This window comes from Curtobacterium sp. 1544 (assembly GCF_040544915.1).
Taxonomy (GTDB): Bacteria; Actinomycetota; Actinomycetes; order Actinomycetales; family Microbacteriaceae; genus Curtobacterium; species Curtobacterium pusillum_C.
On sequence record NZ_JBEPKX010000001.1, the window covers coordinates 1 to 23,289 of the forward strand.

At 71.6% G+C, this 23,289-nt stretch carries 19 protein-coding genes and 1 tRNA gene; 15 read left to right on the forward strand and 5 right to left on the reverse strand.

Annotated elements, in window-relative coordinates; translation table 11 throughout:
* Positions 1-284 precede the first annotated feature (284 nt).
* The 4 genes from ABIC61_RS00005 to ABIC61_RS00020 all read left to right on the forward strand — a co-directional run bounded on the left by ABIC61_RS00005 (position 285) and on the right by ABIC61_RS00020 (position 4,574).
* A complete protein-coding gene (locus ABIC61_RS00005) occupies positions 285-1,745 on the forward strand; it encodes an MFS transporter (protein WP_354028308.1) in 1,461 nt (486 codons plus the stop codon).
* A 149-nt stretch (positions 1,746-1,894) separates the two neighbouring features.
* Complete coding sequence (locus ABIC61_RS00010) at positions 1,895-2,569, forward strand: GntR family transcriptional regulator (RefSeq protein WP_354028309.1); 675 nt, start codon at positions 1,895-1,897, stop codon at positions 2,567-2,569.
* A 192-nt stretch (positions 2,570-2,761) separates the two neighbouring features.
* Complete coding sequence (locus ABIC61_RS00015; RefSeq protein WP_354028310.1) at positions 2,762-4,084, forward strand: LCP family protein; 1,323 nt, start codon at positions 2,762-2,764, stop codon at positions 4,082-4,084.
* Between the two features lie 400 nt (positions 4,085-4,484).
* Positions 4,485-4,574, forward strand: a tRNA-Ser gene (locus ABIC61_RS00020).
* Positions 4,575-4,798: 224 nt separating this feature from the next.
* Here the strand turns inward: ABIC61_RS00020 and ABIC61_RS00025 are convergent.
* Entirely contained in the window at positions 4,799-5,992 is a 1,194-nt protein-coding gene (locus ABIC61_RS00025) for an MFS transporter (RefSeq protein ID WP_354028311.1), read from the reverse strand.
* A 134-nt stretch (positions 5,993-6,126) separates the two neighbouring features.
* On the opposite strand from ABIC61_RS00025, the gene ABIC61_RS00030 reads away from it, so the two are divergent.
* The 3 genes from ABIC61_RS00030 to ABIC61_RS00040 are packed head-to-tail and all read left to right on the forward strand — an operon-like array spanning position 6,127 to position 8,335.
* Positions 6,127-6,576, forward strand: coding sequence for a MarR family winged helix-turn-helix transcriptional regulator (locus tag ABIC61_RS00030; protein WP_144751321.1), 450 nt, complete (start codon positions 6,127-6,129; stop codon positions 6,574-6,576).
* A gap of 44 nt (positions 6,577-6,620) precedes the next feature.
* Complete coding sequence (locus ABIC61_RS00035; protein ID WP_354028312.1) at positions 6,621-7,676, forward strand: glycosyl hydrolase family 18 protein; 1,056 nt, start codon at positions 6,621-6,623, stop codon at positions 7,674-7,676.
* Positions 7,673-8,335 (forward strand): Type 1 glutamine amidotransferase-like domain-containing protein, encoded by a 663-nt coding sequence (locus tag ABIC61_RS00040; RefSeq protein ID WP_354028313.1) that lies wholly within the window; start codon positions 7,673-7,675, stop codon positions 8,333-8,335. Before ABIC61_RS00035 ends, ABIC61_RS00040 begins: the two co-directional genes overlap by 4 nt.
* A 7-nt stretch (positions 8,336-8,342) precedes the next feature.
* Here the strand turns inward: ABIC61_RS00040 and ABIC61_RS00045 are convergent, their stop codons facing one another.
* On the reverse strand, positions 8,343-8,705 hold the full coding sequence (locus ABIC61_RS00045) for a hypothetical protein (RefSeq protein WP_354028314.1): 363 nt from the start codon (positions 8,703-8,705) through the stop codon (positions 8,343-8,345).
* Between the two features lie 256 nt (positions 8,706-8,961).
* Positions 8,962-9,957: a LacI family DNA-binding transcriptional regulator gene (locus ABIC61_RS00050; protein ID WP_354028315.1), complete on the reverse strand. Its 996-nt coding sequence runs from the start codon at positions 9,955-9,957 to the stop codon at positions 8,962-8,964.
* 98 nt (positions 9,958-10,055) lie between these two features.
* On the opposite strand from ABIC61_RS00050, the gene ABIC61_RS00055 reads away from it, so the two are divergent.
* The 5 genes from ABIC61_RS00055 (at position 10,056) to ABIC61_RS00075 (ending at position 17,124) form a co-directional block, all read left to right on the forward strand.
* Positions 10,056-11,270 carry a Gfo/Idh/MocA family protein gene (locus ABIC61_RS00055; protein ID WP_354028316.1) on the forward strand — a complete coding sequence of 405 codons (1,215 nt, stop codon included), beginning with the start codon at positions 10,056-10,058 and terminating at the stop codon, positions 11,268-11,270.
* Complete coding sequence (locus ABIC61_RS00060) at positions 11,267-12,271, forward strand: sugar phosphate isomerase/epimerase family protein (RefSeq protein WP_354028317.1); 1,005 nt, start codon at positions 11,267-11,269, stop codon at positions 12,269-12,271. The genes ABIC61_RS00055 and ABIC61_RS00060 overlap by 4 nt, the downstream gene beginning before the upstream one ends.
* Before the next feature lie 175 nt (positions 12,272-12,446).
* Positions 12,447-13,439, forward strand: coding sequence for an AAA family ATPase (locus ABIC61_RS00065; RefSeq protein ID WP_354028318.1), 993 nt, complete (start codon positions 12,447-12,449; stop codon positions 13,437-13,439).
* Positions 13,439-14,770, forward strand: a complete 1,332-nt coding sequence (locus ABIC61_RS00070) for a DUF58 domain-containing protein (RefSeq protein WP_354028319.1) — start codon at positions 13,439-13,441, stop codon at positions 14,768-14,770. The genes ABIC61_RS00065 and ABIC61_RS00070 overlap by 1 nt, the downstream gene beginning before the upstream one ends.
* Positions 14,767-17,124 (forward strand): transglutaminase TgpA family protein, encoded by a 2,358-nt coding sequence (locus ABIC61_RS00075; protein ID WP_354028320.1) that lies wholly within the window; start codon positions 14,767-14,769, stop codon positions 17,122-17,124. Before ABIC61_RS00070 ends, ABIC61_RS00075 begins: the two co-directional genes overlap by 4 nt.
* 161 nt (positions 17,125-17,285) lie before the next feature.
* On the opposite strand, the gene ABIC61_RS00080 is transcribed toward ABIC61_RS00075, so the two are convergent.
* A complete protein-coding gene (locus tag ABIC61_RS00080; RefSeq protein ID WP_354028321.1) occupies positions 17,286-17,900 on the reverse strand; it encodes a TetR/AcrR family transcriptional regulator in 615 nt (204 codons plus the stop codon).
* 275 nt (positions 17,901-18,175) lie between these two features.
* Positions 18,176-18,958: a trimeric intracellular cation channel family protein gene (locus tag ABIC61_RS00085; RefSeq protein WP_354028322.1), complete on the reverse strand. Its 783-nt coding sequence runs from the start codon at positions 18,956-18,958 to the stop codon at positions 18,176-18,178.
* 69 nt (positions 18,959-19,027) lie between these two features.
* Here ABIC61_RS00085 and efeU point away from each other — a divergent pair, with 69 nt between their 5' ends.
* Genes efeU through efeB form a run of 3 tightly spaced genes read left to right on the forward strand, consistent with a single transcriptional unit; the run spans position 19,028 to position 23,101 of the window.
* Complete coding sequence (gene efeU, locus ABIC61_RS00090) at positions 19,028-20,617, forward strand: iron uptake transporter permease EfeU (RefSeq protein ID WP_354028323.1); 1,590 nt, start codon at positions 19,028-19,030, stop codon at positions 20,615-20,617.
* The gene (gene efeO, locus ABIC61_RS00095) at positions 20,604-21,827 is read left to right on the forward strand and encodes an iron uptake system protein EfeO (protein ID WP_354028324.1); all 1,224 of its coding nucleotides are present in this window, start codon (positions 20,604-20,606) and stop codon (positions 21,825-21,827) included. Before efeU ends, efeO begins: the two co-directional genes overlap by 14 nt.
* Positions 21,824-23,101 (forward strand): iron uptake transporter deferrochelatase/peroxidase subunit, encoded by a 1,278-nt coding sequence (efeB, locus tag ABIC61_RS00100; RefSeq protein WP_354028325.1) that lies wholly within the window; start codon positions 21,824-21,826, stop codon positions 23,099-23,101. The genes efeO and efeB overlap by 4 nt, the downstream gene beginning before the upstream one ends.
* Positions 23,102-23,289 lie beyond the last annotated feature (188 nt).

Sequence of the window (23,289 nt, forward strand, 5' to 3'; positions counted from 1 at the left end):
GGGGGGCCTTGTGGGGGGCGGCCCGCGCCGTTGTGGTTGGGGGGGTGGTCACACTTCTGGCCGGCTCCGCGGGGGGCCCCCCCCCCCCCCCCCGCGGGGGGGGGGGGGGGGGGGGCCCCCCCCCCGCCCCCCCCGGCCGTCCGCTTGTGGGTTTTCATAGCAATTGCAATGATTGTCGTTCCGGCGTCGGAGCCGGATTCGATAGGGGGATCCGGCTCCGCCGCCGGACACGTGTCGTTCCGACCCTGAACCATCGGGGCGATCTCGGCGTAGGTTCCCCTTTCGTGAGCAGCGCGACGACGAACGGGGCGATCAAGAGCCTGGTCCCCGCCAGGATGGACAGACTCCCGTGGACACGGTTCCACTGGAGTGTCGTGGTGGGACTCGGTGTCTCCTGGGTCCTCGACGGACTCGAGATCCAGATCGTGTCGAACGCCGGGTTCCAGGCGGACCTGAACCTGTCGACCCAGCAGGTGACCTCGCTCGGCACCATCTACCTCATCGGGCAGGTCGTCGGTGCGATCGTCTTCGGCCGGATGTCCGACCGACTGGGTCGTCGGAAGCTCTTCATCCTCACGCTGGCCATCTACCTGATCGGCTCCGGCATCGCGGGGCTCGCGCAGGACTTCTGGTTCCTCGCGGCCTTCCGGTTCGTCGCGGGTCTCGGCATCGGCGGCGAGTACGCGGCGATCAACTCGGCGATCGACGAGCTCATCCCGGCGAAGTACCGCGGGCACGTCGACATCGCGATCAACGGGACGTACTGGGGCGGTGCCGCGCTCGGTGCCTTCGCGAACATCTACCTGCTCGACACGGCCAACTTCGCCGAGAACATCGGTTGGCGCATCGGGTTCTTCCTCGGCCCGGTGCTCGGCATCGCGATCATCTTCCTGCGACGGCACATCCCGGAGAGTCCGAGGTGGCTGATGACCCACGGACGCGAGGACGAGGCGGAGGCGACGGTCACGCAGATCGAGGAGTCGGTGGAGAAGTCCACCGGGCACCGGCTGCCGGAGGTCGATTCGTCCAAGGCGATGACCGTCACGCCGATGGACAACGTGAAGTTCCGGACGATCGTGAAGGTGCTGTTCCGGCAGTACCCGACCCGGACCCTGGTCGGCGCGACGATGATGATCACGCAGGCGTTCCTCTACAACGCGATCTTCTTCACGTACGCACTGGTGCTCACGAACTTCTTCGGTCTGAAGACCGCCGAGACGTCGGTGTACTTCTTCCCCTTCGCGATCGGCAACCTGCTCGGACCGATCATCCTCGGTCGGTTCTTCGACACCTGGGGTCGCCGGCAGATGATCTTCTCGACGTACCTGGTGTCCGGGCTCGTGCTCGCCACCTCGGCGTTCCTGTTCCAGGCGGACGCGATCAGCGCCGGCGTGCAGGTGGTCTTCTGGTGCGTGTCGTTCTTCTTCGCCTCGGCGGGTGCGTCGAGCGCGTACTTGACCGTGAGCGAGATCTTCCCGCTCGAGCTCCGGTCGCAGGCGATCTCGTACTTCTTCGCGCTGGCGCAGATCTTCGGTGCGATCGCGCCGCTCATCTACGGGGCGCTCATCGGCGACGGATCCTCGCGCGAGCCGCTGTTCTGGGGGTACCTGCTCGGGTCCGCGGTGATGATCGCGGGCGGCGTCGTCGCGCTGGTCTTCGGGGTCGACGCGGCACGGAAGGGGCTCGAGGACGTCACGCAGCCGTTGTCGGTCCTGACGAAGGAAGCCGACGCCCCGCGGAAGTAGTATTCCGTATGCGGAGTGTTTAGCACGTCGTTCCGACGCCTGTCATCGTGCAGGCATGGCACTCCTCCACAGCACCCGCGTTCCCGACACCCTCCACGGCACGGCGCCCACGGAACCCCGCGGGACCGGTCGTGGGTGATCCTGGCGACATGGAGCGATCACCGAGTTGCGCGGGCCGCGAGGGCGAGGATCCGTACGGCATCCGGCGGAGTCTCCTCCGGGACGCCGTGTTCGCGCGGCTGCTCGACAACGTCCTTCGTGGCGTGTACCGCCGCGGGCAGCGCATCCGACTCGACACCATCGCCGCGGACATGCGCGTCTCCCGCACCCCCGTGCGTGAGGCCCTCGTGCCGTTGGAGACCCTCTGCCTCGTCACGGTCCAGCGGTACGTCGGGGTCGTCATCTCGCACTGGACGGTGGACCACATGATCGAGCGCATCCGGATCGCGCGGACGATGATCACCGAACCGTCCGCGGGAGCTGCCACCTGTCCGGACCGCTTCGACGTGGCGTGGTTGCGTGAGTGCGCGACCGAGGGTGGCGCGTTCGTGGAACTCGGGGCGTGGTGGCTCCGGCGGAACGGTGCGTCCGTCAGCGCGGACTGGTTGCTGTCGCAGCGCGCCGTCCTCGACGCGTTCTTCACGGACGAGGTCGCGCTGGCCAACGGGATCGACGCCGTCGTCGCACGACGCGAGCGGGTCCGGATCGTCGAACGGGCCACCGTCGCGGCGGAGCGTGAAGCCCTCGACGAGTGCGCCGCGGCGCTCGTCGAGCTCGCCGATGCGCTCATCGTGATGCCGGATCGGTTCCGGACCGCGGCCTGACACTCACCGCGGATTCGGGGGACGCTCGCACTGAATCGCCAGGTGCGCCCGTGGCAGGGTGGTCCGGTTGCCGTCTCCGCGGCCCGGGACCGACCGGGCCCGTGTGGGACGCCCCGGCGCCCGGAAGGATGGGCGCTGCCTGTGCGCCAGCTCCATCGGCGTGCACTGTGTCCGCACACGACAGGAGTGCCCGTGAACGACGTCCGCGACCGATCCCACCGACTCAACCGAGCGAACGGGATCGCACGGCACGGACGTCTCCGCCACCGCCACCCCCTCAGCACGGCGATGCAGGTGCTCTCCGGTGTGGCAGCCGTCGCCCTCGTCAGTTCCGCGTCCGTCGCCGCGATCGCCGCCAAGCAGGTGACCGACGACCTCGGCGAGGGCGTGCAGATCCAGGGGCAGCCTGCGCCGAAGGCCAAGGGCGCCACGGCGCTCAGCTCCTACAAGGGCGGGTTCAACATGCTCGTCGTCGGCACGGACAACGACCCGGAGCAGGGGACCGCGTACGGCGAACGCGACGCCACCCTCAACGACGTGAACATCCTGCTGCACGTGTCCGCCGACCACACCAACGCCACGGCCGTCAGCATCCCTCGTGACCTCATCACGCCCATCCCCGGGTGCCAGAAGCCCGACGGGTCCGGCACCACGCCGGCCATGGCGGCGCAGCCGATCAACAGCGCGTGGGGCGAGGGCGGGCTCAACTGCGTCGTGCAGACCGTCCAGGGACTCACCGGCCTGCCCGTGCAGTACTCGGCGGCGGTGTCGTTCAACGGTGTGATCGAGATGTCGAACGCCATCGGCGGCGTGCCCGTCTGCGTCGCCCAGCCGATCCACGACCGGTACACGGGGCTCGACCTGTCGCAGGGCACGACCACGCTCCAGGGTGACCAGGCCCTCGCGTTCCTGCGCTCCCGGCACGGTGTCGGTGACGGCTCCGACCTCGGGCGCATCTCGAGCCAGCAGGTCTTCCTGTCCTCGCTGCTCCGGACGGTGAAGTCGAACGACACCCTCACCTCGCCGACCACCCTGTACAAGCTGGCCCGCGCGGCGGCGTCGAACATGCAGCTCTCCCAGAGCCTGAACGACATCGGCACGATGGTCCAGATGGGACGGGCGCTGCAGGATCTCCCGCTCGCGCAGGTCAACTTCGTGCAGTACCCCGGCACGACCGGAGGCACCGGGGTGTACGAGGGCAAGGTGCAGCCGTCGACCGAGCTCGCGACGCAGCTGTTCACGAAGATCAAGGCGGACCAGTCGTTCTCCCTCGGGGCGGACAGCACCGGAATCGGGTCCGAGAGCGCGGCGTCCGCGGGTCAGCCAGCCAGCTCGGGGCCCGCCGCCGGATCGGCTGCTGCGCCGACCGCTCCGGCTGCTGCCCCGTCCGCTCCGGCCGCAGCTGCCCCTTCTGCGGCGCCGACCCCCGCGGCGACGGCATCGTCCGACACGATCGACGGCCTGCAGGGCCAGTCCGCCGACCAACAGACCTGCTCGAAGGCGTTCGGCTCCTGACCCGCCGCGCGACGCTCGCGCTCAGCGACACTTCTCGTGCCCTGGAAGCCGAGAACTGTCGCCTGGGCCGAAACGTGCCCCGCGTGAGCACCGCCCGCCACCACCGAGGTCGGGGGCGCGGTGGTGGGCCGCGCCCCCTCGGTCGCTCCCCGGCCGAGCGCCGCGATCGGGCGCGTCGAGCTCGGCTCCGGAGAGCGACGTCGGTGCTGTGTCGCGACTACGGAGGGGAACCCTCCGGAACGTGATCGCCGCGTCCCGTCGATGCTATTGAGCGGGGTACGGCCGGACAACCCCCACGTGTCCCCACTTCGGGGGACCCGCCGCGCCCGGCCGGGAGCCCCCGAGGTCGAGACTCGGCTCGTCCTCCTGTATGGTGGTCGGAGCGCTCGCGAGAGTGCTTGGAGACGTCGCATAGTCCGGCCGAGTGCACCACCCTGCTAAGGTGGAGTCCCCTTTGAGGGGACCGAGGGTTCAAATCCCTCCGTCTCCGCACCACACGAACCCCGGTCCACTCGGACCGGGGTTTCGTCGTTCCGGAGCGCGTCCTGCGCGGCATCGACTGAGCAGCAATCGTCGAGTGCGCGCTGGCGACCCGACGATTGCTGCTCACTCACGGCGCGCGACGCGACGACGGACGGACTGGACGCGACCACGGACGGGCTGGAGGCGCGGTGCCAGCCGACACCGCGCCTCCAGTCCGGTGGGTACGCACCATCAGACCGTCGCGACGCTCCCCGTCGTCACGGCACCGTGCGAACGGCCGCGGCGTGCCGCGCCCGCGGCCACCACGGTCAGCACGACCGCAGCCAGTGTGATGCCGGCCCCCGCCCAGATCGGCGAGGTGTAGCCGAGCCCCGCCGCGATCGTGAGGCCACCGATCCAGGCCCCGAGCGCGTTGCCGAGGTTGAACGCGGCGATGTTCGCACCGCTGGCCAGGGTCGGCGCGTGGTCGGCGTACTGCATCACCCGGGTCTGCAGGGCCGGCACCGTCGCGAAGCCGAACGCCCCCATCAGCACGAGCGCGATCACGGTGAGCACGGGCGAGGTCGCGACGACGGCGAACAGCGCGAGCACGACGGTGAGCACGACCAGGACGACCAGGAGGGTGCCGTCGATCGACCTCGAGGCCAGCTTGCCGCCGACGAAGTTGCCCACGAAGAGTCCGACGCCGAACACGATGAGCAGCCACGGGACGGCGCTCGACGCGAAGCCGGAGACGGACGTCAGCGTGTACGCGATGTACGTGAAGGCGCCGAACATGCCGCCGTAGCCGAGCACGGTCATGCCGAGGGAGAGCCAGACCTGACCTGAGCGGAAGGCGCTGAGCTCACGGACGAGCGACGGGGGCTGCTCCGTGTCCGACCGGACGCTCGGCACGAGCAGCGCCACGCCGACGAGGGCGACCACGCCGATGACGGCGATGGCCCAGAAGGTGGCGCGCCAACCGAGCGCCTGACCGAGGAACGTGCCGAACGGGACGCCGAGCACGTTCGACGCGGTGAGTCCGGTGAACATCAGGGCGACGGCCGAGGCGCGCTTCGACCGCTCGACCATGTTCGACGCGACGACGGAGCCGATGCCGAAGAACGCTCCGTGGCAGAGTGCGGCGATCACACGGCCGAGCATCATGACGCCGTACACCGGCGCGACCGCGGAGAGCGTGTTGCCGATGACGAACAGCACGAGGAGTCCGATGAGCACGGGCTTGCGGGGGAGTCGGGTGGTGGCGGCGGTGAGGCCGAGCGCCCCGACGATCACGGCGAGTGCGTACCCGGTGACGAGCCAGCCGGCGGTCGTCTCGGTCACGCCGTAGTCGGCGGCGACCTCGGGCAGGAGCCCGGTGATGACGAACTCGGTCAGGCCGATGCCGAATCCGCCGAGTGCGAGGGCGATGAGTCCCGCGGGCATGGATGTCCTTCCGTTGTGCGGTGCAGCTGTGCCGCGTACGCTGGTTGTTGCAGACGCGGGATATCGATAGTTGCACACGCGGGGTATCCGCGCAAGCAATCATCTGCGCCCGCGACCACGAGTTGGGAGAGTCCATGTCCGTCGACGACACGTCCGTCGCCGTCCGCGCCCACGGCTGGCGCACGCTCGCAGCCCTGCACGGCTTGATCGAGACGCGGCTCGAGCGCGGCCTCCGTGAGGTCGACCTCTCCGTCGTCGAGTTCACCGTCCTCGACGCCCTCCGCCGCCAGGACGGCTTCCACATGCGCATGCAGCAGCTCGCCCGCGCCGCGGCACTCAGCCCGAGTGCGACCACCCGTCTGGTGAACCGGCTCGAGGAGCGAGCGCTCCTCACCCGTGTCCTCTGCGCCGACGATCGCCGCGGGCTCTACACCGAGCTGACCCACGCGGGGCAGCGGCTGCTCGACGCGGCCACGCCGATCCACGCGGCCGCGCTGGAAGCGGCCCTCGCCGAAGCGCGAGAGGTCCCGGAACTCGAGGAGCTCGCGATCGCGGTCGACCGGCTCGAGGGTGCGACGGTCTGACGGGAGGCGCGGCTCCTCCCCGCCCCGCACGCTACGGTGTGCGCATGGTGCGGCGGAGGGGTCTCGTGGTCACCGGTGCGGTCGTAGTCGCGCTGGTCCTGGGCGGCTGCGCCGCCGGGCCGGATGCCGGCAGTGCCGACGGTGACGGTGCTGGTGCTGGTGCTGGTGCCGCTGCCGGTCTCGCCGTCGAGGCGTACGTCGAGCCGGGTGACGACTCGGCCGGGCTGGTGGCCGACGCGTCCAGTCGCGCGGCGACGATCGGGATCGACGGGGTCACGGTCGCGGACGACGGCGCTGGTCTGAATGACCTGCCGGCCGGCGTCGGGGCGCTCGCCCGGACAGCGACCGACGGTGGAGCGGCTCCGGAGCTGCTCGTCAGCAACTACTCCGAGTCGATCGGGGACTTCTCGCCCGAGGTCGGCACGGCGCTGCTCTCCGACGCCGGGAACCGGTCGCGGGTCGCGTCGAGACTCGCGGAACTCGCGTCCGAGCAGCACGTGCGCGGGGTGCAGATCGACCTCGAGTCGCTCCGGAGCCGCGACCGCGCCGGGCTCGTGGCGTTCGCCGCTGCGCTCCGGACGGCGGTGGACGACCGGCTCGGGAAGGACGCCGAGGTGTCGATGGCGGTGATGGCGTCGACCAGTGCGGGTGGCTACCGCGACACCGGGTACGACCTCGGTGCGCTCGCCGACCACGTCGACCGGTTCGTCCTGATGACGTACGACCAGCACGGTCCCTGGACCGGCGCCGGATCCATCGGGTCCCTGCCGTGGGCGGAGCGAGTCGTCGCTGCTGCCGAGCGCTCCGGCATCCCCGCGGACCGGATCGACCTCGGGATCGCCGGGTACGGCTACGTCTGGGGTGGCTCCGGCGACGCGCAGCTCAGCCCGGACGCCGCACGTGCGGCTGCGGGGAGCGCTGCGGCGTGGTCCGCCCGGACCGGCGAGTGGTCGGCCACGCTCGACGACGGGCGCGAACTGCGCTGGTCCGACGCCCGGTCCTACCGCGCCCGGGTCGCGCTCGCCGAGGACCTCGGGCTGCACGGTGTCGCGCTCTGGTCCCTGAACACCCTGGCCCTGCCCGAGACGGAGACGACGTGAAGCTCTTGCTGACCTCAGGGGGCGTGACGAACCCGACGATCCGGGCGGCGCTCGTGGACATGCTCGGCAAGCCCGTGGAGGAGAGCCACGCGCTGGTCGTCCCGACCGCGCAGTGGGGTCACCCGATGTGCGGGCCGGCCTCCGTGCGGAACCTGGTGGCCGGCGGCAGCGACTCGCGGTACCTGGCCGGGTTGGGCTGGGCCTCGGTCGGTGTCCTGGAGCTCACCGCGCTTCCGACGATCGGCGTCGAACGATGGGGAGCCTGGGTGCGGGAGGCGGACGTGCTGCTCGTCGACGGCGGTGACGCGACGTACCTGAGTCACTGGATGCGGGCGTCCGGGCTCGCGGAGATCCTGCCCGAGTTGCCCGACACGGTGTGGGTGGGCGTGAGTGCCGGGAGCATGGTCATGACCCCGCGGATCGGTGCGTCCTTCGTCGAGTGGCACGGCGCCGCCGACGACCGCACCCTGGGGGTCGTCGGCTTCTCGGTCTTCCCGCACCTCGACGCGTTCCCGGAGAACACCCTCGAACAGGCGGAGCGGTGGGCTGCCGACATCGGCGGGCCGGCCTACGCCATCGACGAGCAGAGCGCCATCGCGGTCGACGGCGGTTCGGTGCGTGTGGTCTCCGAGGGGCGCTGGGTGCAGCTGCGCGACTGACGAAGCATCAGCGACGCTCATCGACGAGTGCGACGAAGCGGCTGCCGACGCCCTCGACCTCGCGTCGGGTGAAGCCCGCGGTGGGTTCCGGCGCCTGGTACGGGGCGTGGTAGTCGCACATCAGGTGGTCCCAGTCGGGCCACCACTTCTTCGGTCGCGCGGTCTCGCTGTAGCCGCAGACCACGCACTCCAGGTGTACCCACACCTTCTTGCCACCGGTGCGGTTCGCTCGCGACTGCACGAGCCAGGCGGGCGGGTCCTGCTCGATCGCCGCCAGGTCGGCCTCGCTGAGACGCGGCGGGATCCCGTGGTGGGTCGCCATCTCGAGGGGGATGTCGAGCCGGACGGCGGCGTCACGTCGGGAGAGCATCACCCCAGCGTAGGTTCTCCGCGCGCACTCGAGTAACGACCCCGTAACGAGTATGTGGAATGCATTCCGATCACATGTACGGCGTGGATACGGTGCTGGAAGGCAGTCGCAAGGGTGAGGAGCGAGATCCACATGAACACCAGCACGCCGTCGACGATCACGATCACGGTGGTCCCGTACGTCGACTACACCCGGTCCCAGCCGGCCCCGGTGGTCCCGGAGAGCCCACGCACGGCGTCGACCGGCTGACTCGCCGTCACGCGCGCGGGGGAGCGGTCGTCGAGCGGACGACGAGCGACGGCGGCACGAGGGTCCTGGTCGCCTCCGGCTGCTCGGCGGCACCGATCAGGTCCACGAGTCTGTTCGCTGCCAACCGCCCGACCTCGTCGTTGTGCGGGTCGACCGTGGTCAGGCGCAGCAGGGGTGAAGCGGCGAGCGGGGTCTCGTCGTTGCCGACCACCGACACGTCCTCCGGCACCCGGAGGCCTGCTTCGTGCACCGCCGCGATCGCGCCCATCGCCATGACGTCGTTCGCGGCGAACACGGCGGTCAGGTCCGGGTGGTCCTGCAATGCGCGCCGTGTGCCCTGGTAGCCGGTCTGCTCCGAGGTCGGGCCGTCGCCGAACACCAGCGGCTCGATGCCGGACTCGACCATCCGTGCGACGGTGGCGGCGCGGCGGACGGCAGCCGGGCCTCCCGAGCCGGTGACGTGCACGATGCGGCGGTGACCGAGTCCGATGAGGTGATCCGCTGCCAACCGGCCGCCGGCGGCTTCGTCCGAGGCGACCACGTCGAGCCCGCCGGGCACCTCGGCGCGCTCGCCCGCGATGACGACGGGGGTGTCCGCCGGGACGACCAGGTCGGGGAACCCCTCGGCGGCGAGGACCACGCCGTCCACCCGCAACGACACGAGGTCGTCGAACGGTGAGGAATCGAGGTGCGCGTTGGCGCGCGTGTCGGCCAGGGTCAGCCGGAGGCCGTGCGGGGCGAGGGCCTCGCGGACGCCGTCGAGCATCGGGACGTACCAGGGGTTCCGGAAGTCGTCGACGACGACGCCGATCGTGCGGGTGCGTGTGCCGGCGAGGATCGCGGCGGCGCGGTTCGGCCGGTACCCGAGCTCTGCGGCAGCGGCGAGGACCGCGGACCGGCGGGCGTCGGACACCCCCGGGTCGTCGCGCATGACCATCGACACGAGCGACTTCGAGACACCGGCGCGGGTGGCGACGTCGATGATCGTCGGTGGTCGGGACACGCGGCTCCTTGACAGGACATGGGGTGGTGGGGCTACAGTCTAGCGACACGTTCTGGAACGTTCCAGACTCTGCATCCCACCGTCTCGAAGGAGAGAACATGAGCGACAGCATCGGCGTCGCCGTCATCGGCGCGGGCATGGCCGGCAAGGCCCACATGGCCGCGTGGCGGAACGCACCGTCCCTCTTCGGATCGACGCTGCCGCCGGTGCGGCTCGTGTCGATCGGCGACGTCTACGAGCCGCTGGCGGCCGAGTCCGCGCAGCGCTTCGGGTACGCCCGGCACGACACCGACTGGCGAGCGATCGCCGAGGCGGACGACATCGACGTCGTGAGCGTCGTCGTCGCCAACAAGCTCCACCGCGAGATCGTCGAGGGGCTGCTGGCCGCCGGCAAGCACGTCCTGTGCGAGAAGCCACTGTCGGACTCGCTCGACGACGCCCGCGCGATGGCGTCGGCCGCGACGGAGGCCGCCGCCCGCGGGCTCGTCGCACGGGTCGGCTTCACCTACCGCCGGGCTCCCGGGCTCGCGGCGATCAAGCAGCTCGTCGAGGACGGCACCCTCGGTCGCGTCCTGCACGTCTCCGCCCGCTACTGGACCGACTACGGTTCCTCGCCTGACGTGCCCTTCTCGTGGCGCTTCGGGGGAGTCCCGGGCACCGGGGCACTCGCCGACGTCGGCTCGCACCTCGCGTACGTCGCCGAGTTCCTCGCCGGCGAGGTGCAGAGCGTCAACGGCGGCATGTTCACGACCGCCATCACGAAGCGCCCGATCGCCGCCGGGTTCGCCCTGCGCGGCCAGGCCGTCCCGTTGACCGGCGAGTTCGCCGACGTCGAGAACGACGACTACGCCACGTTCAACGCCCGCTTCGGCGACGGCTCGGTGGTCGGTTCGCTCGAGGTGTCGCGGGTCGCCACCTCGCACCCGAACGGCCTCGTCATCGAGGTGTTCTGCGAGAACGGTGCCGCACGCTGGGACCAGGAACGCGCGTCCGAGATCGGCCTCGCGCTGCAGTCCGACGGGTCCCGCCTCGGCGGGTACCGCCAGGTCGTCCTCGGCCCGGACCACCCCTACGTCGCCGGCGGCATGGCGATGGACGCCCCCGGTGTCGGCTGGGGCCAGAACCAGATGTTCGAGTACCAGGCGCGCGCCTTCCTCGACGAGGTCGTGGGCAACACGACCGACCCGCTGCCGGCGAACGCCACGTTCGACGACGGCGTCCACAACATGGAGGTCCTCGACGCGGTGGCACGGTCCGCCGCTGACGGGGGAGCGACCGTCGACCTCGCCGCAACCGCAGGAGTGCACGCATGAAGCTCGGTCTCTACAACGCGATCTTCCACGACCGCCCGCTCGCCGCGGCGCTCGAGGCCATCGCGGGCAACGGCCTCACCGGCATCGAACTGAACACCGGCGGGTTCCTGCCGCCGGTGCACGTGCCGAACGTCGACGAGATCCTCGACGACGACGGGGCCCGCGATGCCTTCCTCGCGCAGTTCGACGGGACCGGTGTCTCGATCGCCGGCCTGAACTGCAACGGCAACCCGCTGCACCCGGACCCCGCGATCGGGCCGCAGCACGCGGAGGACGTCCGCCGCAGCATCCGCCTCGCCGCACGCCTCGGCCAGGACCGCGTCGTCACCATGTCGGGCCTCCCCGCGGGGGAGCCCGGTGGCACGCGTCCGAACTGGATCGTGAACGCGTGGAACTCCGCCGCGCTCGACGTCATCGAGTACCAGTGGAGCGTCGCGGTGCCGTTCTGGCAGGAGATCGACGCCCTCGCGCGGGAGCACGGGGTCCAGGTCGCGCTCGAGCTGCACCCGCAGAACGTCGTGTTCAACCCGGCGACGATCCGTGAGCTCGTGGAGCGCGGTGGGTTGACCAACGTGGGCGTCGAGCTCGACGCGTCGCACCTGTTCTGGCAGCAGATGGACCCGGTGGCGGTCGTCCGCGACCTCGGCCCGCTCGTTTTCCACGCCGCCGCGAAGGACGTCCGGATCAACCCGCACGCCGCGATCAACGGCGTGCTCGACAACTCGTTCCGCCGACTGTCGCCCGACGAGCAGCGCACGAACCTCGGCGGGGACGAGTGGGCGAACGAGTGGCCGAAGCCGTCGGCCTGGGACTTCGTCGCGCTCGGCAAGGGGCACGACGAGGCGTACTGGTCAGCGTTCCTCGAGGCACTGCGCGAGGTCGATCCGGAGATGTGGGTGAACATCGAGCACGAGGACACCGAGCTCGGGCGCGAGGAGGGCGTCGCCGTGGCGGCGCGCGTCCTGCTGGCCGCCGACGCGTCGCTGGCGGCGCGCGTCTGACGCGCTGCGGGAACCGGACTGGAGGCACGGATCACGTGAGCCGATCGGCGCACGCGAGTCGCGCCTCCAGTCCGTCGCCGTGTGTCCCAGGGCCCAGTCGGTGACGCATCCTCCGGGCGCTGTCACCGGGCCGTTGTAGCATGCACGACACCTGTCCCGAGACGAGGAGGCCTGCGTGCCGGAACCGACCGACCCTGCCTTCCCGATCGACCGCATCCGGGACGTCGGCGACGACATCACCGCGGCCGTCTCCACCGTCGTCGACGGCAAGACCGAGGCGATCCGCACGGCCCTGACGGTGATGCTGGCCGAGGGCCACCTGCTCGTCGAGGACGTCCCCGGTGTCGGCAAGACGGTCCTCGCGAAGGCGCTCGGCGCCTCGGTCGGCGGGTCCGTGAACCGCATCCAGTTCACGTCGGACATGCTGCCGTCGGACGTCACGGGCGTGAACATCTTCGACCAGTCCTCCGGCACGTTCCGGTTCTCGTCGGGTCCGGTCTTCGCGAACGTCGTCATCGGCGACGAGATCAACCGCACCAGCCCGAAGACCCAGTCCGCCCTGCTCGAGGCGATGGCCGAGGCCCAGGTCACGGTCGACGGCGTCACCCGCAAGCTCGACAGCCCGTTCATGATCGTGGCGACGCAGAACCCCATCGACATGGAGGGCACGTACCCCCTGCCGGAAGCCCAGCGCGACCGCTTCATGGCGCGCCTGACCATGGGGTACCCGAGCGCCGACGCCGAACGGCAGATGCTGACGAACCGGGGCGGTGGCGACCCGCTGGCGCACCTCCGGCCGATCGTCGACGTCGAGACCCTCCGCGCCCTCATCCAGTCCGTGCGCACGGTGCACATCGCCCCCGACGTCGAGGCGTACATCGTCGCGATCGTCCGGGCCACCCGCACGCACCCGGACATCGTCCTCGGCGCGAGTCCCCGTGCGACGCTGCACCTCGCGTCGGCGGCTCGTGCGCACGCGGCGCTGCTCGGCCGACCGTTCGTGACCCCGGACGACGTCGCGGCACTCGCGCCGGTGATCCTCGCCCACCGACTCGTCCCGGTCGCCCGGGGTCTCGGCGGCACCGGCGACGACACCGTCCGCGAGATCGTGGTCCGCATCGTGTCCGACACCGCCGTGCCGTTCACGGCCACGCCCGTCCGCTCCTGATGTCCGGTCCCTCGGCACCGTCGTCGTTCGCCCTGCGTGCCGGTGCCGCACGGTCGACGGCGGCGCGGTACGGCCGTCGGGGGCTCGCACTGCTGCGGCGGACCCCGTTCCCGCGGCCGACGGCACGCGGCTGGACCGTCATCGCGGTCGGCATCGGACTCGTCGGTGGCGGCCTCGTCGGCACCACGAGCGTGGCGGTGTCGGCCGGGCTGCTCCTGCTCGTCCTCGTCGTGCTCGGCATCGTGATGGCATTCGTCGTGGCCGCTCCGCTGCGCGGCAGCCGGGGAACGGCGCGCGCGATCGTCCAGGTGGGCGAGGTCTACCGGGAGCGCATCACGCTCCGCGGCACGAGCCTGCCGATCGGTCCGCGGTCGACGCTGCTCGTGCGGGAACAGCTCGACGACGGCCTCGCGAGCGTGTCCAGCGCCGAGACGTACGCGGCCGTCGGACCGAACGTGCCGCCGGCCGTCCTCGACGTCGAGGCCCTGGCGATGCACCGCGGCCGGAGCCTCGTCGGTCCCGTGACCATCCGGGTCGAGGACCCGTTCGGCCTGCTCCGCATCGACCGCCCGGTCGTCGCAGCGGAAGAGGTCGTGGTCGTGCCGGCGACGACTCCGCTCGGTGCGATCGAGACGGGCGCGCTCGCCGGTGCCGTGTCCGCGGACGAGGGCCGTGTCGGCCAGGGCGGGTCGGCGGACGACAGTGAGCTGCGGCCGTACCGACCGGGCGACCCGATCCGTCGCGTGCACTGGGCCCAGAGTGCCCGGCGCGGGGAGCTCCACGTCCGGCAGACCACGCAGGCCCAGCCGCCGGAGGCCGTCATCGCCCTCGACGTCCGTCGCGAGTCGTACCAGCGGCTCGGGCGGGACGACCTCGCCGAGCTCTCCGACCTCGGCGGGGACGCGGCCTTCGAGCACGCGGTCGTCGTGGCCGCCAGCGTGGCGCGGGCCCTCGCCGCCCGGACGTCCCGCGTGCTGCTCGTCAGCGACGGGCCCGCCGGCAGCACCCGGCACGCGGGCGACGCCGGTGGCCTGACCGACGTGCTGGTCGGGCTCGCCGACGTGCGGGTCCGCTCCGATGCGCGCGAGGTCACCGAGGTGCTGCCCGACGTGCGCGGCCGCGACGTCCACGGCATGACGGCGGTCGTCACCGGACACTGCACGGCCGAGCAGGCAGCGGAGCTCGTCTCCGCGACGACCGGGTCGAGCCGCGGCATCCTGGCGACCATCGTGCCGCCGGACCCGGTGGTGCGCGGCATCCTCGACCGAGCGGGCTGGCGCACGCTCGTCGTCCCGGTCGCCGGCGCACACGCGCCCGGGAGCCTGCGGTGAGCGGCGTCTCGACCCGGCCGTCCGCCCCGCCGTCGTCGTCCCGCTCGGACGCCGGCCGCGCACCCGCGCGCGAGGACCGTCCCGACTCCCCGAACCCCTGGGTGGTCGCGCTCGCCCCCGTGCCCGTCCTCATCGCGGCCCTCGCGATGCGTCCGCTCGTGCAGGGCGTGGCCTGGTGGGTGTCCGGCATCCTCGTCGTCGCCGTGTTGGTCGGCACGATGCTCGCCGTCCGTCGCCGCGCGCCCGGCGTGCGGTTCGTGGCCCTCGTCGCCGCGCTCGTCGTCTGCTCGTGCGCGGCTGCGGTCGTCAACGACGTCCAGCCGCTCGGGTGGCTCGACAAGGACGGCGCCCTCGGCGAGACCCTCGCGGCCATCCGCCTGAACCCCGCGCCCCTGCCGCAGACCGACTCCATCCGGCTCATCGTGACCGTCGCTATCGGGTGGGTCGCCGGGGTGTCCCTGTTCCTCGCCGCCGTCGCCCCGACCGCGGCGCTCGCGGCGGTCCCCGCGCTCGTCATCCTCATCGTGCCGGGCATCGTCACGGGGGCCCCGGCCGCACCGGGGCTCGTCATCGCCACCGCGATCGCGTTCCTCGCACTGCTGTGGCTCTCGGTCCGGCCGGTCCAGCGGGCACTGCCTGCCGCGGTCGTCGGCGCCATCGGACTCGTCGTCGCCGTGGGGCTGCCCGCGATCGTCCCGCTGAACGCCAGCTGGCTGTCCGGTGTGACCGGGGCGATCCAGTCACCCGTGCAGCCCGGACGTCCCGGCACGCTGCTCAACCTCGGCAAGGACCTGCGGCAGCCGAACGAACTCGAGGTGTTCCGGTACCGCTCGTCCGACGGGCAGCCTGAGTACCTCAAGCTCGCCGATCTCGACGAGTTCGGGACCGGCGACTGGGTGCCGACGACCACCGACGCCAGCAAGTCCGACACCGCCGACCAGCAGCAGTGGGCGGTCGGCGTGAACCCGCGACTGTCGACTCGCGGTGACGTCACGGTGCGCATCACGGGCCTGTCCAGCAACTACCTGCCGGTGCCGTCGGGCGCGGTCTCGATCGAGTCCCGGTCGACGAACCTCGACCTGTCGCAGTGGCGGTGGATGGGGGAGTCCAGCACGGTCCGGTCCACGGGGCCGGCGACACCGCGCGGCTCCACCTACGAGGTCTACGGCGCCTCGACGTGGTCTGGGGAGTACCTCGACGCCATCGCCGAGTCCGGTCTGCTCGGCCGTGCCGACGGCCGTGGGTACGCGACCCCCTCGGCGAACCAGCTCCGCACGGACCGGGCGCTCCCGGACGACCTGCCGAAGTCCATCGCCAGCACGGCCCAGCGCGTGGCCGGCAGCGCGGGGTCCGACTACCAGGAAGCACGTGCGCTCGAGCAGTGGTTCCGCAGCGACCTGTTCACGTACTCCGAGACGGCACCCGTCGAGCAGGGCTACGACGGCGACAGCATGGACGTCGTCGCGAAGTTCCTGCAGGTCCGCGAGGGCTACTGCGTGCACTTCTCCTCCGCGATGGCGGTCATGGCCCGCACGCTCGGGATCCCCTCGCGCATCGCGGTCGGGTACCGGGCCGGGACGACCCAGGCGGACGGCGAGTACACGGTGTCGAACCGGCAGCTGCACTCGTGGCCCGAGCTGTACATCAAGGGCGCCGGGTGGGTGGCGTTCGAGCCGACCCCGGACTCCGACCAGGCCGCGCAGTCCTCGACCGAGGCCACGTCGACGCCCTCGGCGGCGGCTCCGGAGACGCCGCTGCCGGCGCCGGGACAGTCGGCTCCGGCGGAGTCCTCGGCGACACCGACGCCCACAGCCTCCGCAGCACCGGGTGCAGCGAGCTCGACCGGTGGCGGCAACGGGCCGCTCGGGTTGGCGGTCGGCATCGTGCTGGCGCTCGCACTCCTCGTCTCACCCTCGGTGGTGCGGGCGGTCCGCCGACGCTCCCGGCTGGGGGCGGTCCGATCCGGGCGTGCGCCGGCGGTGAACGCCTGGCGCGAGGTCCTCGACGACGTCGCCGACCACGGGTACGCGCCGGGGCTCGCACCGCCGGGTGACGCAGCTGCCGCTGCCCGGACGGCGCGTGCTGTGCTCGGTCGCCTCCGGCCGTCGTTGCCGGTCGCGGTGCTCCCGCACCTCGATGCCGTGGTGGACGCGGTCGACCGGGAGCGCTTCGCTGCCGGAGGCGCGGCGGCGGTGGACGTCGATGGGCTGCTCGTCGCCGTCCAGGAGGCACGGGTCGCCCTCGACGCGTCGGTCTCGGGCGCACGGGTGGTGCGGTCGCGTGTGCTCCCGCCGAGCCTGCTGCCGTCGTCGGCGTGGTCGCACGAGGGCCGTCGCACGCGACGCACGGCGTAGCGCGCCGCGCCCGCGCCCGCGTCGCGGCGTGGCGCCGCCGCGCGCACGTAGTGTGCGAGGTTCCGTGCATGGTGCGAGGCCCGCAGGGTCCCACAGTGCACGAAACCTCGCACACTGCGGACAGCGCGCCGCGCGCGGCGCGCGCCGCGCCCGCGCCCGCGTCAGCGCCGGCGGATGACCGCCTCGACGAGAGCCGCGACGACCTCGCCCGGGTTCACCACGGGCAGGGCCTCGGCGTCGAACACGATGCCCACGTTCGCGCCGATGAGCACCGTGGCGAAGTCCTCGAGCGGCATCCCGGGGTCGATCTCCGGGTGCGCCCCGAACCACAGCTCGACGAGTTCGAGCACACCGTCCTGCAGCTCGCGGCGCTGTCGGACGAACTCGGGCAGGAACTCCGGGTGCCGGATCGCGTAGCCGCGGAACTCCGACAGCAGGGCGAACTGCGGCCCCTGGTCGTGCCGTCCGAACGCGGCCCGGACGACGTCCCCGATGTCGACGGCGGCGATGTCCGCGCGGACGAGCTCCCGGAGCGATCCGAGGACCAGGTTCGTCGCACGCTGCATCACCTGCGCGAGGAGGTCCTCCTTCGAGGAGAAGTTCGAGTAGACGGCGCCCTTGCTGAACCCGGCGTGCGCGGCGACGTCGTCGAGCCGGGCCTCGTGCACGCCCTGCTCGGCGAAGACCGCGGCTCCGGCGGCCAGCAGGCGCTCGCGGACCTCGGCCCGGGGGGTGCGCGGGCTGGGGGAGGCGGGGACGGAAGCGTCGTCGCTCATCGGTTCCTGGTTCGACGGGGCCCGCTGCGGTCCGTCGGGTCCGGCTTCGTCGGGCTGGCGTGGTGGTGGGTCACGGCCATTCTGGTGCAGGCGTGCTGTGGTCGGAGACCTGCCGCGCCGCGCGTCTGATCCCGCGCGGCATCAGCGAAGCCCCCATCCACACGTCCGTTCGAACCGCCGCGTTCGGGTCGCGTCGGTGCGGGAACGGACGACGTGTGCCGAGTCGATACCCGGCGGTACTGATCGTACGCCCGAGTACCGACAGATGACATCCCTCAATCGCCGGAGGTGTCGACGCCCGATTCGTTCTCGTGGTGCACGCTCCCCGCACCGGATCGCCGACCCGGTCGACGCAGCAGCCGGATCGCGTCGGGGCGGAGCTTCCGGCCGCGCTGCAGGAGCGAGCCGAGCGTTGACTTCGGCTGCCAGTCGCGGCCGTTCGGCAGGCCCCAGCCCCACCGGACGGCGCCCCACCGCAGGACGAGCGACAGCACGATGGCGGCGACGATCCCGATGGACGGCGATCCGAAGTGCGATGCGATCACCATCACCGCCGACGCGGCGACGGCCACGGTGGCGTAGAGCGCGTTGCCGCCGAACACCGCGGGGACACGGCGGAGCATGAGGTCCCGCATCGCACCGCCGCCCACCGCCGTGATGGTGCCCATGATGATCGCCGCGGGCCAGTCGAGTCCGGCGTCGAAGGTGCGTTGGACGCCGACCACCGACCAGAACCCGATCACGGCGGCGTCGAGCACGGTGAACAGCCGGTCCCAGGTCAGCTCGGAGAACGACACGAGGAACGCGATGAGCGCGCCCGCGATCGCGACGGGCACGTAGAGCGGGTCGACGAGTGCGACCGGCGGCCCGTTCTGCAGCAGGGTGTCGCGGAGCATGCCGCCGCCGAGCCCGGAGACGAACCCAACGACCAGGAACCCGAACAGGTCGAAGTCCATGGTGCGCGCGAGCGATCCGCCGAGCAACGCGGACGCGAAGACACCCGCCAGGTCGAGCACGTTGGTGACCGACGCGAGGCCGTCGACGGACAGCAGGTTCATGAGAACCATCAAACATCACCCGCGGGGAGTGGCGGGTCGGACCGCGGTTAGGTTAGCCTCACCTTCGTCATGCTCGCCACCCTCGTCATCGGCCTCCGTGAAGGCCTCGAAGCGACGCTCATCGTCGGCATCATCGCCGCGTTCCTCCGTCGCAACCGTGTCCCGCTCGCCCCCATGTGGCTCGGCGTCGGGGTGGCCATCGTGCTCAGCGTCGCGGTCGGCTTCGGCCTGCAGGTCGTCGAGCAGGCCCTGCCGCAGGCGCAGCAGGAGGGCATGGAGGCGATCATCGGCATCGTCGCAGTGGTCTTCGTCACGGGCATGATCGTGTGGATGCGCGCGCACGCGCGGACCCTGACGAAGGAACTCGAAGCCAGCGCGACGGAAGCCCTCGGCCGCGGCACCGCGTGGGCCCTCGCCGGCATGGCCTTCCTGGCCGTCCTCAAGGAGGGCTTCGAGACCGCCGTCTTCCTGCTCGCGACGTTCCAGGCGTCGTCGGACACCGGGCTCGCGGCGCTCGGCGCGGTCATCGGCATCGCGGGCGCCGTCGTCATCGGGTACGGGATCTACACCGGCGGTGTCCGGCTGAACCTGTCGAAGTTCTTCACCGGCACCGGGGTCTTCCTCGTGTTCGTCGCGGGCGGCCTCGTGCTGACCGTGCTCCGTCGGGCGCACGAGGCCGGCTGGATCGTCATCGGGCAGCAGCGCACCGTCGACCTCAGCTGGCTCGCTCCGAACGGCTCCGTGCAGGGCGCCCTCGTCACCGGCGTCCTCGGCATCCCGCCGGACCCGCGCGTCATCGAGGTGCTCGGTTGGGTCCTCTACGTCGTCCCGGTCCTCGCGATCTCGCTGTGGCCCCGCGCCTGGCGTCCGTCCCGCGCCCGCGTCCCCGCCGTGCGGTTCGGCATCGCGGGTGTCCTCGCCGTCGCGGCTGCTGCGCTCGCGATCGCCGTGCCGACCGGTGGTGCGGATCTGGCGCACACCACCGCCGTCACCGGCGACGCCACGTCCGTCACGGCTTCCGTCGACGGTGCGACCGGCATCCTCCGCACCACGGGCAGCGGACAGGAGGCGCGGATCGCCTTGCCGGCGTCGGCCCACCGTCGCGTCACCCGCGCGGGCGTGACCGCGGACCGCTGGCGGCTGACCGAGGACGCCACGGCCGCAGAGCGGCCGGCCACCCTCACGCTCGACGACCTCGTCGACCTGTTCGGTCGCGTCCCCGTCGGGATCTCACCGAGCACGAACCCCGGGCCGTTCTCGGCGCGCTGGTCCGTCCGCGACACCGTGAGCCTGTGGACCGTCCGGGGTGGGGTCCTGGACGCGACCCGCGCGGAACGCACCGTGCTCGCGCTGAGCGGTGGGGGCCTCCCGTCCGCTCGCACCACGACGCTCGACCGGACCGTGTGGTCCGTCCCGACCGCGACCGTCCAGCGATCCGCCGCCGCCGTGGCGGCCGGGGACACCCGCAGTGCCGAGCTGCTGCTCTGGAAGGCCTGGCTGCCGATCGCCCTCGGCGTCGCCGCCGCTGCACAGGCACTGCTCGCGCTGCGCGAACGACGCCGCCGGCCCGAGCCCACGACCACCACCCCCGAACCCGACCCGTCGCGCGGCCCACCCGCGGACGACCCCACAAGGAGCACCGAGTATGCCCTCCGCTAGGACAGCCCGCCCCCTGATCACCCTCGGCGCCCTCGGCGTCGTCACCGCCCTCGCCCTCACCGGTTGCGCGAACTCGTCGACGTCGGCGAGCGACGACGCGAGCAGCTCCGGCAAGGTCTCCCGGGTCTCCGTCACGCTGACGAACGACGGATCCGACAAATGCGCCGTCTCCGAGACGAAGGTCCCCGCTGGCCCGGTCACGTTCACCGTGAAGAACGAGTCGTCGACCGCCATCACCGAGGTCGAGCTGCTGCAGGACCAGCGCATCCTCGGCGAGAAGGAGAACCTCGCGCCCGGCCTCGACGCGGTGCGGTTCACCGCGACGCTCACCGGCGGGAAGTACCAGGTGTACTGTCCCGGAGCCGAGCAGGAGCTCACCGACTTCACCGTCACCGGCAAGGTGACCTCGACGGCGAACAGCAGCGCCGCGACCCTGCTCGACGAGGGCACCAAGGGCTACGCGGAGTACGTCGACGGCCAGGTCACCGACATGGTCACGGCCGTGAAGCAGCTGCAGGCCGACGTCGACAAGGGCGACCTCGCCGCCGCGAAGACCGACTACGCGAACGCCCGTCCGTTCTACGAGCACGTCGAGAGCGACGTCGACGGCTTCGTCAAGAAGGGCTTCAAGGCCACCGACAACGCCGGCAACCTCGACTACCTCATCGACATGCGCGCGTCGAACCTCGACGACGCCGTCGGGTGGAGCGGGTTCCACGCGGTCGAGAGGGACCTGTTCCAGGCCGGTGCGATCACGGACACGACGAAGAAGACCGCGGCGTCGCTCACGGAGAACGTCGAGTTGCTCGCGAAGCTCGTGCCGACGCTCGACTACAAGCCGGAGGACCTGGCGAACGGTGCCGCCGGTCTGCTCGAGGAGGTCCAGTCGAACAAGGTCACCGGCGAGGAAGAGGCGTACAGCCACATCGACCTCGTCGACCTCGCCGCGAACGTCGAGGGTGCCCGTCAGGCGTTCGCGTACCTCAAGCCGGGTCTGACGAAGCTCGACCCGACGCTGACCAAGCAGATCGCGAAGCAGTTCGACGCGACGAACACGCTCATGGACGAGTACCGCAACGCGGACGACCTCGGAGGGTTCGACACGTGGGACGCGGCGACCAAGGCCTCCGACGCGAACAAGATCTCGCAACAGGTCCAGGCCCTGCAGGACCCGCTGTCCCGCCTCGCCGAGAAGGTCGCCACCGCGTGACGACCCCACCCGTCTCCCGGCGCGGGCTGTTCGGCGCGGGTGTCGCCGCAGCCGGCGCCGGCGTCGGGGCGGTGGCCGGGATCGCCGGAGCCACCGCCGCGACCGGGGTGAACCCGTTCACCGCGGCGACGAACGGCGACGAGTCGATCGACCTGTCGCAGAGCCATCCCTTCTACGCGACCGCCGCCCGGCAACCCCAGGGCGGTGTGCGAACCGCACCCCAGCGGTACTGCGTGTTCATGACGTTCGACATGTCGTCGAGCGTGGCGACCGACCTGCAGGTGCTGCTCGCCCGCTGGTCGGCGTCGATCGCGCAGCTGCAGGCGGGCAAGACCGTCGGCAGCGTCGAACCCGCGCACGGCGACGGCGTCGGTGCGGACACGGGGGAGGCGCTCGACCTCGGCCCCGCGTCCCTCACCGTGACCGTCGGACTCGGCCCCGGGATCTTCGACGAGCGCTTCGGCCTCGCGACGAAGAAGCCAGCGCACCTCGCCGCGATCCCGACGCTGCCGAGCGACAACCTCGACGAGGGCCTCACGGGCGGCGACCTCTCCCTGCAGGCCTGCGCCGACGACCCGCAGGTGGCGTACCACGCCGTCCGGGACCTCGCCCGGATGGCACGGGGGACCGCGACCGTGCGGTGGACCGTCCTCGGCTTCGGGCGGGCATCGGCGGGGCCGAACCAGTCGACGCCCCGGAACCTCATGGGCTTCAAGGACGGCACCCGCAACATCACGACCGACGAGGACTACGACCGCTTCGTGTGGATCGACGACGCCGGCGACGGCGCGGACTGGATGCGCGGCGGAACGTACCAGGTGGCCCGGAAGATCCGGATGAACATCGAGATCTGGGACGCCGACGTCGTCAGCGACCAGCAGCGGGTGTTCGGTCGGACGAAGATCGAGGGTGCACCGCTCTCCGGCGGCTCCGAGCACACCACCCCGGACTTCGATGCCGTGCACAAGGGTGGCGAGACGAAGATCGACCCGACGTCGCACATCGCGCTCGCGGCGCACGAGGCGAACGGCGGCGTGAAGATCCTCCGGCGTCCGTACAACTACACGGACGGCCTGAACCAGTACGGGCAGCTCGACGCGGGACTGCTCTTCACGGCGTACATGAACGACCCGGAGCACTTCACGACGCTCCAGCGGAAGCTCGGCGCCTCGGACCGCCTGAACGAGTACATCTCGCACATCGGGTCCGCGGTCTTCGCCGTGCCGCCCGCGCCCCGCAAGGGCTCCTACATCGGCGAGCAGCTCTTCCGCTGAGGCGTCGCCGAGGCGTTGAGTGGGTGCCCTCCGTCGTTTCCCTGGAGACGGAGAGCACCCGCGTCGCGGAGTCCCCCGGGCGGAACCACCGTCCGGGTTGAGAGGCGACCCAGCGCGACGCGTCGCGATGCGACAGGCAGAGCGTACCCCGCGGATCGCCGGAACCGCAGGGAAGTACCGTGATGGGA